Here is a 13,865-nt window from a genome sequence, read left to right as displayed (position 1 = left end):
TAATGGAGAACCTAGGGAAAATCAAGGGGGAGCGGGCGAAGACAGCCAGGTAGAAGCGCGTTCCGCGGGTCGGCTCCACACCGAGGCGGGGAGCGGGCCTTCTTGAGGCGTCTCCAGCAGATCAGGCTGCAGGGCAAAGAGACGAAGGCGTCGTTGGAGTTCGGTGCGGCGTTCCCAGCGGACGGCGAGTCGTTTGAAGTGATGGAGAAGGGCGAAAGTCTGCTCGACGACGTATCGGAGCTTGCCCAGGCCCTTGATGTTCGGCGATCCCTTGCGGGAGATGACGGGCAGGATCCGGCGGTGACGCAGCTCGTCACGGTTGGGGTTGGAGTCGTAGCCCTTGTCGCCGAGGAGGGCTTTTGGTCGTCGGCAGGGCCAGCCCGCGACAGGTGGGATGCCGTCGACCAGGGCGAGGGTCTGGGTGACGTCGTTGACGTTCGCCGCGGTGGTAATGACCTTGAGAGGGGTGCCGCGGCCGTCGCAGATCAAGTGGTGCTTGCTGCCCGTCTTCCGCCGGTCGACCGGCGACGGACCGGTGTCGGGCCCCCTATTTCGCGTGGATGTGGGAGCCATCCACGCACGCGCGCGACCAGTCGAGTTCGCCGGCCGCGTTCAGCTTGGCGGGCAGGATCCGGTGCAACCGGTCGAAGACTCCTGCCTTCTGCCAACGGTTCAGGCGGCGCCAACACGTCTGCCCTGAGCCGAACCCCAGCTGCAAGGGCAGGAGTTGTCAGGCTATGTCGTTGTAGAGGACGAACAGGATGCCCTGCAGACAAAGCCGGTCCGACACCGGACGCGGCCCCGGCGACCGCTCCAGCCAGGGAGGCAGCAACGGCTCGATCAACCCCACAACCCATCGTCCACGATCCACGGTCGAGTACCCACACGAACAGCCGCATCGTCACACCGGTTACGCCCCACCAGCCCACTTCAGCAAGATCATGTTACGAGCTCTACGCGCCTGAGAGAGGGGCATGGTGGAAGTGCGCAATCTTGGAGGATGGGGCGGCAAGCCTCACTAGGATCGCTATCTTCGTTGAAGGCGTGGCTTCAGTACATCCAGATGATGGCTTCGGAGGCATTGTGGACGTTCAGATCCGGGTGGCGGGCATCGATTCTGGCGACCAACTACGCTCTTTGGGTGGCTGGTTAGGGGAGGGCGAGGGACTCCGGGGTCGCGTTGCTCTACTGGAGGGTCCTCCGGCGCCGGGCACGCTGGGGCCGCTGGCAGAGGCTGTCTCCGTAGCCCTCGGGCCGGGTGGCGCCGCGACGGCCGTGGCCACCGCCATCATCTCCTGGCTCCGGACCCGGCGGGCCAACGTGAAGATCAAGGTGACACTACCCGACCGAGGTTCGCTCGAACTCACCGCCGCGGGTGTGTCCGATCTCGATGCGGAAGCCTTGCGCCGTCAAGTGTCCGCTCTGTCAGCCTTGTTGGAATCGGTGGAGGAACAGAACACCGACACCGACCCCGACAGGCCGGCGCTGGCGTGACCGCGTTGTCGGGTGCGGGTGTCCGCGTCCTCTTGATTGCCACCTCCACGCACCAGGGTTCCACCCTGCCCTCGGTTCCCTCCGCCGCCCGGGGTCTGCGCGACCTGAGTACGGTGCTCGTCGAACGCTGCGGGGTAAGGACCGAGTGCCTGAAGCTGTTGATCGATCCGCCCGACGCCCGGTCAATGGCGCAGGCGGTCAGCGAAGCGGCGGGTGAAGCCGACTCGGTGCTGTTCGTGTACTTCATCGGGCACGGACTGCTCAGCTTTGACGAGGAGTTGTACCTGGCTTCTTGTGAGACCGATCGCCTCACTCCCGGCATGGCCGAGCATCAGGCGCTTTCGTTCACCGCGCTGAGGCAAGCCGTGAGCGCAAGCCGGGCGGCATCGGTGATCATTGCGCTTGACTGCTGCTTCTCCGGGCGGCCGCTGCGGGGCGGCACCAGGGTTCCGGCGTTCACTATGGAACCGGCTCACGGCGAGTACTTCCTGGGCTCCGCCGAGCAGCTCGCCCTGGCGCGTCCAGACGCCGAACACACCGCTTTCACAGGGGCGTTGATCCATACCCTCACAAAGGGCGATCCACGTGCACCGCATACTCTGACACTGGAAGCGGTCTATGACGCCGTCTTCCGAAGACTGCGTGCACAGCAGCAGCCGCTGCCGCGCCGCTTGGCTGGAGACCGCGCGGGCAATCTGGTCCTTGCCCCGAACCCCGCCGCCATACCACCCGAGCCTGCGCTGGAGGACTTCGAGCCGAAGACAGACCGGTGCCCCTATGCCGGTCTGGACTCGTTCACCGTGGACGACTCCGAGTTGTTTTTCGGGCGCGACGCGATGACTGCACTGCTGGTCGAGAAGGTCTCAGCTGCCGAAGGCGGTCCGGTTATCGTCGTTGGCCCGTCCGGCTCCGGGAAGACGTCGCTGCTGAACGCCGGTCTGCTGCCACACCTACGTGGTGAAGGACAAGGAAATGGCGCGCAGTCGGCCCTGCCCGGGGCCGCTGCCTGGCCCTGTATCCGTCTCACGCCGGGTGAGCACCCGCTGCGGCGACTGGACACGCAGCTCGTCGCCCCTGTCCCTGGCAGCACGGCGCTGAGCGAGGACTCGAACCTCATCCACGGCATCGTCGACCAACTCCTCGACGAACTTCCTGGCGGACGACTGATCCTCCTGGTCGATCAGCTTGAGGAACTCTTCACCATGTGCCAGGACCCGTTCGAACGCACAGCTTTCCTGCGCACCATCAACATGCTCGCCCACCCGCGGGAGGGTGAACGACTCCCCAGGGTAGTCGTCGTCTGCGCGCTGCGAGCGGACTTCTACGGTCAGGCTGCGGCACACCCCGAGCTGGTCGCCGCGTTACGCGACCGTCAGTTGCTGATCGAACCGATGAACGCCGACGAACTGCGCGCCGTGATCGAGCTGCCGGCTTTACGCGCGGGCCTCGCCCTGGACGACGGACTCCCTGATCTCATTCTTCACGAGATGGGCGCCCTGGGGCAGGGGCAGCCCGCGGCTGGAGTCCTACCCCTGCTCTCCCATGTGCTTTGGGAGACCTGGCGGCACAGTCCCGGATCGCGGCTCACCGTGGCGGGCTACCGGCAGAGAGGCGGCATCGAGAAGGCGATCGCGCAGAGCGCCGACGCTGAGTACAAGGCCCTGGACGAGGCAGGCCGGCTCTGCCTCCGCCGCATGCTGCCTCAACTGGTCCATGTCAGCGAGGTGACCGCCGACACCGCCCAGGCCGTGGACCGCTCAGCACTCCTTCACGGACTGCCGGACCCTGCAGCCGGGTCCGAGGTGCTGACACGACTCACCCGAGCCCGGCTGCTCACCCTCGACCGCGACACCGTACGCCTCAGTCACGAGGCGCTCCTACGCGCCTGGGAGGACCTAAGGACCTGGGTCGAAGCCGACCGCGACTGGCTACGCGCTCGCCAGCAACTCACGGCAGACGCGGCAGTCTGGGAACAGTCAGGACAAGATTCCTCCCTCCTCTACCGAGGTACCCGGCTCGCCGCGTTCCGCGAAACAGCTGAGCAGTCTCCCGGCGGGAGCACCGCCGAACTCGCTCCCGGATCCGCCGCCGAGTTCATCGCGGCCTCCCGGCGCCATGATCGCCTCGCCAAACGACTCCGAAACAGCGCCGTCGCTCTTCTTGCCGTACTGGCCGTACTCGCGACCAGCGGCCTCATCGGCGTAAACGTCTACTACAAAGAGGCGCAGCGCGCAGAAAAGCGGCAGTTGGCCCGATACCTCGCAGCCGAGGCCGAGGGCCTGCGCACTCTGCACCCTGGGCTCGCCAAACAACTCAGCCTGATCTCGTACCGGACGGACCACGACGCAGGACGCAACGCGCTGCTGAACAGTCAGCGGACACCCGGCATGATCAACGACGGCGAACCCGCCTACGACCTGGAGTCCAGCACGCGCAACGGATTGATCGCCTTCTCCACAGGGGACAGCATCGTGCTGCGCGCCGGCGGAGCAGTCGGCCGCATACCCGTCACGCTGAGCGGCCCCATGGCGGTCAACCGCGACGGCCACACGCTCACCGCCGCCGTCGCTACGGCTGCGACGCCCACCACACTGCGCAGCTGGGACATCACCGACCCGGCGCACCCCAGACCGCTGGCCACCCTGGCGCCGGACGCGGCCGTCAGCTCCCTCACCTACAGCGCGGACGGCAGCATGCTGTTCGCGGGGACAGCCACCGGCGAGATCCTCCGCTGGGACACACACGATCCCGCGTCTCCTAAGCCGTCGACCGCGATGCGCGGGCACACGAAAAGGGTCGACTCCCTGGCCGCGTCGCCGCACCGGGACCTGCTCGCCAGCATCAGCACCGACGGGCGCCTCCGCCTCTGGGACCTGCGCAGTACAGCCCAGCCCCCCAAGGCCACCGCAACCCTGCACGCGGCCACGTACACCCCTTCCACCACCTCGAATGATCACCCACAGTCGCCCCAGCGGGTGGCCTTCGATCCCTCAGGCACCCTGCTCGCCGCGCCCCCGGGCGAGAGTAAAGGAAAGGGAGACGCCGACTTCGGCGACGGCGTCAACCTGGCTCTCTGGAAGATCGATGCTGCTCGTTCTCCCCGACGGGTCATGGTGGCAGGGGACTCCGAGGACTCATCGGGTACCGCGACGTGCGCGGGAAGTGGCATCACGCATCTAGTGTTCAACCCGAAGGACAAGGAGATCGCCACCGGTTGCCGCAGTTCCTGGCAGCTATGGATCTACAAGTTCGGACCCGAAGCCCTGCTGCCCGGCGCATCGCTCGAGAATTTCAGCGAGGAAGCCAGCAGCGGAGTTCTTTTCGATCCGAGCAACACGCGCCGTCTGCTTCGGGCATCCGACCACGGCGTGCAGGTCTGGGACGTCTCCAACGGCGTCTCCCCGGGCGCCGCCGGATTTGTGCCGGCCCGTCCCTACCCAGGCGCCCAGCTTGACTTGGCCAAATCAGGCAAGCGCCTACTCCTGGCACTCCAAGGCGTCGGCAACAACCAACTGTGGGATCTCGATATGCCTCACAAGATCGCCCGACGACTGCTCAGTTCTCCTGCCCCGCGCCTCTTCATCAGCCAGGACATTGCGCTCAGCGCAGACGGGACGCTCCTCGCCGCGCTCGACGTCACCCGCAGGACACAGAGCGGCTACTACGTCGATCTGAATTTACGCGATACGTCCCGCCCGCAGGTCCCCACAGCGAGCATCGACGTGGACAACGGCGTAGCCGCACTGGCTTTCAGTCCCACTGCGTCCATCCTCGCGGTCTCGGACCTCAACGGCGCTATCGCCGACAACCACAAGACACCGAAGGTCTCCCTCTACGACGTGGCCGATCCCCACCACCCACGACTCCTCAAACAGCTCATCACCACAGCATTCGGCCTGGACTTCTCCCCCGATGGCACAACACTCGTCATCAACGAAGGCAGCCTCAAGAAGACCCGTCTGAGCAACAGCGCGAGAATCCGCGGCTGGGCCGTCGACGATCCGCGACACCCAAAGGTGCGGTGGACGGTCAAACTCCCCTCAGGAACCAACTTCGGACGGTTCGCCTACCGCCCCGACGGGAAACTGTTCGCGCTCTCCGACGAGAGCGGAACCCTCCGTCTGTGGCCAGTCCGCAACCAGCACCTCACAAGCACCCCCACCCAGCTCACGCTCGGCGGAAGCCACTTCAGCAACCTCGCCTTCAGCCCTGACGGGAACCGCCTCGCCTTCACCGCCAAGAGCGATAGTGATGACGGCGAGGAACGACCCGAAGTCTGGAACGTCTCCAACCCGGCATCCCCGACAAGGCAGTACTACCTTCCCTCGGGTAACTTCCACGACTTGGCCTTCACGCCGGACGGCAAGTACCTCGCGGTCGTGCGCAGATTCGCCGGCGTCGATCTCTGGGACCTCAAGACCTCCCACCTCAACGCCGACCTCTGCAACGCCATCGGTGACCCCATCACCAAAAACCAGTGGAGAAAGTACTTACCCGATCGCCCCTACCAGCCGCCCTGCCCCTCTGCATAAAGGCATCATGGTCGGGTGTTCTTGAGGTGTCGGTAACAGATGAGGCTGCAGGCGAGGGAGATGAAGGCGTCGTGGAGTTCGGTGCGGCGTTCCCAGCGGACGGCGAGGCGTTTGAGGTAGTGGAGGTCTGCTCGACGACGTAGCGGAGCTTGCCCAGGCCCTTGATGTTCGGGCGGCCTTTGTAGGAGATGAGGGGCAGGATCCGGCGCTTGCGCAGTTCGTCGCGGTTCGGGTTGGAGCCGTAGCCTTGCCGCCGAGCAGAGCGTCGGGCCGGCGACGGGGTCGGCTGCGGCGGCCTGCGACAGGTGGGATGCCGTCGACCAGGGCGAGGGTCTGGCTGACGTCGTTGACGTTGGCCGCGGTCGTGATGACCTTGAGCGGGGTGCCGCGTCCGTCGCAGATCAGGTGGTGTTTACTTCCCGCCTTCCGCCGGTCGACCGGCGACGGACCGGTCTCGGGTCCCCCTTTTTCGCGCGGATGTGGGAGCCGTCCACGCAGGCCCGGGGCCAGTCGAGTTTGCCGCCGCATCCAGCTTCGCGAGCAAGACCCGATGCAGCCGGTCGAAGACCCCTGACTTCTGCCACCGGTCCAGTCGGCGCCAGCACGTCTGCCCCGAGCCGAACCCCAGCTCCAACGGGAGAAGTTGCCAGGCTATGTCGTTGCAGCAGAGGACGAACAGGATGTCCTGCAGACAGAGCCGGTCCGACACGGCGGCAACAACGGCTCGACCAGAGCCCACAACTCATCGTCCACGATCCACGGTCGAGTACCCACACCCTGACGAACGGCCGAGTCATCACACCGGTAACGCCTGACCAGGGCATCTCAACAAGATCGTGTTACGAGCTCAAAGGCCGCTGGAGTGCGATGAGCGGACCGGTTTCGTGAAGGACTGCCTGGCGCCTAACGTTTGAATGGCACGCCGGGTGCCTCGTGCGACAAGAAGCCGCACGCAGCGCACGCAACGCACGCGAGCGTTATGTCTGAAATGCCCTTCATTGGGCTCTGGCCTGCGGTTACTTCCACGCGTTTGCGCTTCACGTGTTTCGCGATGACGCATCATGTGGAGTGCGTGGCGATTCTGGAGCCCGCTGACAAGGGCGCCTGACCCGCTGGTCTGTGGTGCGGGGGGTTGCTCGACCTGTTTTCCTCCGGGCAACGGTGCGAGCGGACGGATCGCTCTTTGACATGCCGGTGACGGCCGGGCCGTCGTAGCCGGCTGAGACTGGGCGGCAACGTCGGCTCCACCGCTGGGGCCGATTCCAGCAGCACGCTCAGCGCAGGCAGGCTCGTGACTGACCTTCGGCGCGGCCGACGTCTGTACGGCACTGAGACCGCGGTGCGCCTCGACGGCAGTCGGGCTTCGAACCCGGCTACGACTACGACACCGAGTCCTGGACGGCCCCTGTTCCGGTCTGGCCGGCGACCCGCCATCGCGCGCCGCACCGCGGGGAAGCGGCGCGGCGCACCTGGCTCACTCGTCCCGCGTACGCCGCGCCTCTGCCTGCTGCAGGAGCACGGAACCGTAGCGCTCGGCCGCGGCCGTCAGCGGTTCGAAGGCCGGCAGCAGGGTGAGTGGAACCCCGGACAGCAGCACCTTCCTGCAGACGATGTCCACTTCGCCGTTCTGGGCCCGCAGCGGCGGCCACGGCGGAACCGCGGCGCCCTCCGCAGGACGCAAGCTCCGGCCGACAGCCGCCAGCCGGTTCAGCAGTGGCGCGTCCCGGTGCAGGTGCGCCGCCGACGGGAGCCGCCCCACCGCGGCCAGCAGCCCCCGGGCGAGCGGCGCCGCCTCGCTCTCTGCGTCCGTCGGGCGGCCCGTGACGGCACGCCCGAAGTCGTCAACCGAGCCGACCTGACCAGCGGTCAGGTACTTGACCACGGACACGGTGCGCAGCCTGCGCCAGTCGCCGTCGAGGACATGGCGTTCCGGCCGGGTGAGCCACTGGGTGACGAGTGCCTCGGTGTGCAGTGAGCTGACCGCCCGGTCCCCGAGCCGCAGAAGCAGGAAGGCGTGCCAGCCGCTGGTCAGCTCCGCGACACGCTGCGGGAGCAAGCTGCCCAGACGGCAGGCGGCGAGCAAGGGGGCGAGGTCGATCTGCATGTCCCGCTGGAGCACGGCGGCCTGCCCGTGCTCCGAGCACAACCAGTCGGCCAGCGCCGTCGCGGCCGTCTGCTGCGCGGCCACGACGCCCTCGCCCGATGCCTGCTCAAGCGCCCCGAGCGCCCACAGCATCGCCCGGCCGGTCGAGCGTCCCATGGGACGCTCCCCGCCCTCACGTCCGGTGCGGTAGCCGTCCCGGTACTTGGTGAACCACTCCGGCACCAGGTCCTCCACGGGTCCCGCCGAGTCCGCGAAGGACCGGACGTGCAGCCTGCCGAGGGCGTCGCACAGCCAGCCCGGCAGGTCCGTCACCGTACGCCGGGAACCGGGCTCGACCAGGTGCAAGGTGCCCGGGCCGTCGGCCCGGCCGAGCCGGGAGACCTCGGCCATCACGCCCTCGAGGGGCAGCTGCGCCGTGCCGCGGGCGCTGTAAACCGCCAGGACACCGAGCGGTTCCACGGACACCAGCAGTGTGCGGTGGGAGCGGCGGCCGGACGTCGCCTCCAGCTCACCGACCCCGGTCACGCGCAGCAGCTGTCCTGCGGCCAGGTTCTCGTACTCGCGGGCGATCAGCGGATGGTGAATGAGGCTGACCGTGCACCTGCCCCGGCGCAGGACGGTGAGTCGGCGGGCCTTGCGCAGATGGCCGAACAGCAGGTCGCCGGGGACCCCGGCCGCCCAGGAGGCGTCCCGTGCGGGCAGCCAGCACAGTGCCTGGGTCTGCGTGTCCTGGCACAGGACGCCGAGGCAGTCACCGTCGGCGGAGTCCACCGCATGCAGCGCGCGTACCAGGGTCTCGCCCTGCCCGCCGCGGTCACCCGGCAGTCCGCTCGTCAATGTCCGGGTCGACGCGTCCCAGTGCAGCCGCAGCAGGCCCCGCGCGGCGGTCAGCGCGTCCGCCGTCGCCGTCACGGCCTCAGTAGGCAGCCCGGGCAGCAGGCGTTCCACGTGCACCCGTACGAGCGCGGATCCGATCCGCATCGCCAACTGGCCGTTGCCCAGATGAACGACCGGTCGGGCGAGGACGGTGCCGTGCGGCCAGACACCGCCGGGCTGCAGCCGACGCGACACGGTGATCACCGGCTGCGGATCGTGCGTGACCTCGTCCACGGTCACCGGCAGTGTGCCCAACGCTCCGAGCACCGCGCTGCCGCCCGCCGCCAAGTCGTCTCTCAGCCACTCGGTGCGGAACCAGCCCCGTGGGGACAACGCGGCGAGCTCCACCCGGGCCTGCGGTAGGCCCACTATGCGCAGTCCGCCGTGCGCCGCGTCGGCCGCGAGGAGGAGGACGTCGTCCCGGGCCACCGGGGAGTCGTCGAGGGCGGTCAGGGCGTTGGTCTCGTCCAGCCACACCCGGCTGTGCGGGGCGTGCCTGGCCAGCAGCGTCCGCTCCGCAGGGTACGGAAGAGTGGCCTCGCCCTCACCCAGGTACAGGGTGCCGCCCGTCTCGTCGGCGTGGGACACGGGCATCAGCACCCGGCGCGGACGGCCGCCCCTCGGCCCCGGGCGGGCCGGTAGGAAGGCGCCGCGCAGTCCCGGCCTCCAGTCCTCCAGCACCAGGTGCCCGCACTCGTTCACACCGCCTTCCACCCGCCCGTACAGCAGGTCGCCCGGCGCGAACAGGGACCAGTCCAGGTCGGCGAGCGAGTGCCCGTCGGCGAACCGGACAAGTTCGCCGCGGACCTCGGCGACGCGTCCCGGCGTGAGCTCCAGCCAGACGCTGCCCTCGTCCGCCCGGGCCACCACCCAGTGCACCCGGCGGGTGCCGGGCCGGTCCTGGAAGGTCTCCTCCAGCAGTTCGGTGGCGGGGAACCCGCAGTGGCGCAGCGCCGCCAGCTCGTACCGCAGCGTCCAGCCGGTGCGATTCTTCGAGAAGAACACCGGCTCGACCACCGAGCGAGCCAGTCCGGCGAGCCGCTGTATCCGCGGCTCACCACCGTCCGCGGGCCAGGTCCGCGTCCACGAGTCGTGGTAGTGCCATCCCCATTCCTCGCACGCGGTAGCGATCTGCTGGGCCGACCCGTCCAGGTACGACAGCTGCGCCCAGGCGACGGGACGCCCGGCCCCGCTGTCGCCCGCGGGCGCGCCGCTCCCCAGCACCTGTACGCCCGCGATGGCGTCGTCGGGGTCGAACGCGAGGGTGCCTGCCCGGGGGCGCGGGGCAGGGACGAGCTGCGCCTGCACCGCGCCGTTCGGGCCGCTCCGGCGGACGACGCCGGCGATCTTGGGATGCTCGGTGCGCAGCAACCCGGCGCCTGTACCCCGACGTGCGGTGGCGCTGAGGCCGGGCAGGCCCGCCACGGTGAAGCGCCCGTGGGAGTCCGCGTCGCGGATGTCCTCCGCCTTCTTCAGCCGGTCCTTGGGGAAGACGACCATCGGGCGGGGGGTGTCGTCGAGGTAGGTGATGTCCGCCGGGATCGCCTGGTGGATCGTGACCCCGTCGGCCTCGTCCCGGCTCAGCAGGACCACGGAGCCCGGGGCGATACCCTCGGCCCCCGTCATCCCGGCCGTGGCGAAGAGCACGCCCGGACGCAGCTCGACGTGCTGCCCGGAGCCGTCCACGACGCCGAAGCAACCTTCCACCCTGCGGGCGAGGTAGCTGCGCAGCGTCGCCGTGCTGCGGGGCGGCGGCGACTTGGTCGAGCCGTGCCACTGGTTGGCGGGAGCGGCGGAGCCCCGGCCCGTCCTGCTCAGTTGGACGAGCATCCGCGCCCGCCCCTCGTACGCGCCGAGGCCCTCCGTCTTTGCGGCCCGCCGCAGGCAGCTTTCCCGGTGGGAGAATTCCCGCCGCGGCACCAGCACGGCGAACGGCTCATCGTACTGGCGCAGTTCGCGCGGGAGGGCGAAGCGCAGCAGGTGGTCATTGCGGGTTTCCACGATCGGCCCCGCCTCCAGGTACAGCCGGTCTCCGTCGCGCAGCGCCGACTCCGCGTCGGTGGCCGCGGCGCGGGGCAGGACAGCGGCGAAGCGCAGCGCCCGCCGCCGGCGCCCCTGCTGCTCGGGCTGCAGCCGGCCGAGGATCAGCCGGCGCGGAGAGTCCACGTCGTGGGCGGCGAGCAGGGCGTGTACGGCGGCCTCGTCGAGCCGGGCGCTGACCGGCTGCTTCTCCGCGTGGACGTCCTCCCGGCCCAGGCCCAGTTCGCGGCTGCGGGTCAGCGCGCGCAGAACAGTCACTCGTTGCCGCGCCCGGTCCACCGCGACGTCCAGCAGATGGACGACGCGGGCCGTGGTGGCCTCCCAATGGATCTGGTACTCGATGCCTTTGTGGATGTCGGCCAGTTCGATGGCGACGGAGATTCCGCCGGGCACCTCGCCGGTCTCGTCCGCAGTGAAGGCCATCGCGTCCACGGGATCGCCGTGGAAGAGGGTGAGCCCGTCGGGGTCCACGGGGGCGCCGCCGACCGCAAGCGCCCCGGCGGGGATGTCCACGAACCAGCCGAGGCCGAACTCGAAGCGGTGCGCGATGCCGTCATCGGTCTCCTCGACCCCGACGTAGTGCGGCTTGCCCAGGGTGTTGCGCGCGGTGCGGAACACCTGGCGGTGGCCGTCCGCCGAGGCGTACGGGACGATCTCCGCCATGAACTCGGCGACGGTCAGCGCCGGAGCGCGGAGGAACGATGCGCGGCAGCCCGAGGCGTGCGGTACGGGGACCGCCCTGACCCGGTCCGTGGAGTAGTTTCGTCCGGCGACCAGTGCCCGCGGCTCGTCCATCGGCTCCAGCCACGGCTGATACACGCCCCCGGCGTCCGGCGCCCGGCAGCCGCGCAGCACCAGCCGGTTCTCGGAGTCGAGCCCGCCGGTGAAGACGAGGCCAGGCTCGCGCATCAGTCGCTGCCATTCGGCGACCGGGTCGTGGACCTGAGGGACGGCCTGCACGCGGTGCCTGCGTACCTGCGTGGCGGGCGAGAGATCGAACTCCCGGGCCACACGCACGAAACGGATCGCGCCGGGCAGCTCCGGGCAGCGGCGCCATGCCTCGTCGCCGATGTCCCACACGTCCAGCACGGTTTGTTCCAGGTGCACGGGCTGAAACTCCTTGCCCAGTTCCCCTCCGGTGACCGTGCCCACGAGATGGGTGCTGCCGTGTTGCACGACGACCCGGACCGTGTTGCCGCGCTGCCAGTTGTCCGCCCGCCGCGCGTTGGCCCGGCCGGCCGGTTCCGGATCGGAGCAGGCAGGCCCGGCGGCCAGCCGCGCCAGCCGGGGGTGCTGGAAGAGGAAGCGGGGCTCATCCTCCGAACCGCGCAGCTGCCCCAGCTGCTTCCAGTTGTCCCCTGGCCGCTCCTCCCACTCCCACAGGGCCTGGAGGTGGAGCTTGCGGCGGTACACCGAGAACATCCAGCCCTCGGAGGTGGGTGTGCCCGTCAGGTGGTCGCCCACCGAGGGGTTCTCGATGTCGAAGCACTCGGCAGGCAGCTCCGCGACCACGACCCGTGTCCCCAGGTGGAACCAGACCCGCAGCAGATTGAACCGGTCGGCGCCCTGCACCTGGATGCGCGCCACCACCATGCCGGTGAGCGACGGCCGGTGCGGCAGCACACTCCCGTCGGCCGGGGGCCTGCACGGCTCGGGCAGCCGGGCCGCGGGAAGCGGGACGGCACCGGGCCGCCGCGGTGCGGGGAACGCCTGGCCGACGGAGTCCGACACCACGACCGCCCAGCGCTGCGCGGTCCTCGACAGGGACGGGAAGTCACCGGTCAGGGTCAGTGAGTCCGTGGTGATCAGGCCGCGCAGCCCGTCCGTGGTGGTCGCGCGGTTCTGGCCGTCGGCCGCCTTGCGCTCGGCCCACTCGAGTTCGACGACCGTGTTCACGGGCAGCCGGGCGTACTCGGTGTACTGCTCGGGCGTCGGCTTGGCCTCCGTGATGCCGCGCTCCTGGAACGGCTGGACAGTCGCCTCGGCCTTGCGGGCCCCGACGTCGCCCCACGAGTCGACACTGCACAGCAGGCGCGTCCGGTGCCCGACGGTGCCCGTGAAGGCGGCCGCGACCGAGCGCGGGAACCCCTCGATGTCGGGCACATCGATCCGCCACTGTGGCTGCCCCCCGGCGTCGGTGCGCAGGAACGCCTCCTCGTGGGTGTTCCGCTCGCGGACCTGGTCGTCGTCTCCGGCGTTGCCCGCAGTCCCGGGCGGCCGGTCGAACACAGACAGCCACAGGGCGTTGCGGCGGTCGATGGCCCGGTCGGTCGACAGGTGAAGCCTGCTCTCGCCTTCCCGGAACTCGGCGTGCACGATGAGACCGGGCGGATCCGCCAGACACGCCTCGTCGAGCCGGGACCAGTCCTCCGGCTCCCAGGCCGCCGGGCCCAGGACGTACGCGTGGCCGGGTGCCGTGACGAACCGCCACGCCGCGCCGAAGCCGGAGCGTTCCGTGGCGGCGCCGGCGAGCACCAACCGGACCGGGGTGACGCCCTCCGGTCCGGGCGTGCCGGCGGCGACGGCGAGTTCGGGAAGGCCGGCGTCGAGCGGCAGCCACTGTCGCATCCCCGAGTGCCAGCGGGCCAGGGTGCCCTCCCGGGGCGCGTCCGCCTCCCCGGCTCGGAAGGCGCGCGCGAGGTCGGGGTCCCAGCGGTGACGCGCGGCGATCCCTTTGTCGGAGGCGTCCTTGGGGTAGCAGTCCGCACCGATGCCGTCCACGTGCAGGGTCAGCCACGGGAAGCGGTCCATCCGGCCGAGTTTCGCCGGGCGCACCTCGCCGTCCTCCGGGGGCAGTGGGGGGGGGGGGGGGGGGGGGG

3 protein-coding genes and 2 pseudogenes are annotated in these 13,865 nt (G+C 69.5%); 2 read left to right on the top strand and 3 right to left on the bottom strand.

The window, feature by feature from the left end; all coding sequences use genetic code 11:
* Positions 1–95: 95 nt before the first annotated feature.
* Positions 96–867 (bottom strand): annotated as a pseudogene (locus ACN6LM_RS17910) (IS5 family transposase); the annotation flags it as partial.
* Positions 868–1,044: 177 nt separating this feature from the next.
* On the opposite strand from ACN6LM_RS17910, the gene ACN6LM_RS17905 reads away from it, so the two are divergent.
* A complete protein-coding gene (locus ACN6LM_RS17905; RefSeq protein WP_445066354.1) occupies positions 1,045–1,494 on the top strand; it encodes an effector-associated constant component EACC1 in 450 nt (149 codons plus the stop codon).
* Complete coding sequence (locus tag ACN6LM_RS17900; RefSeq protein WP_445066353.1) at positions 1,491–6,026, top strand: caspase, EACC1-associated type; 4,536 nt, start codon at positions 1,491–1,493, stop codon at positions 6,024–6,026. Before ACN6LM_RS17905 ends, ACN6LM_RS17900 begins: the two co-directional genes overlap by 4 nt.
* A gap of 5 nt (positions 6,027–6,031) precedes the next feature.
* Here the strand turns inward: ACN6LM_RS17900 and ACN6LM_RS17895 are convergent.
* Positions 6,032–6,800, bottom strand: a pseudogene (locus tag ACN6LM_RS17895) (IS5 family transposase).
* Positions 6,801–7,500: 700 nt separating this feature from the next.
* Positions 7,501–13,797 carry a hypothetical protein gene (locus ACN6LM_RS17890; RefSeq protein WP_445066352.1) on the bottom strand — a complete coding sequence of 2,099 codons (6,297 nt, stop codon included), beginning with the start codon at positions 13,795–13,797 and terminating at the stop codon, positions 7,501–7,503.
* Positions 13,798–13,865 lie beyond the last annotated feature (68 nt).

The organism is Streptomyces sp. SAS_281, from assembly GCF_052542855.1.
This window is presented reverse-complemented; position numbering and strand designations above follow the sequence as displayed.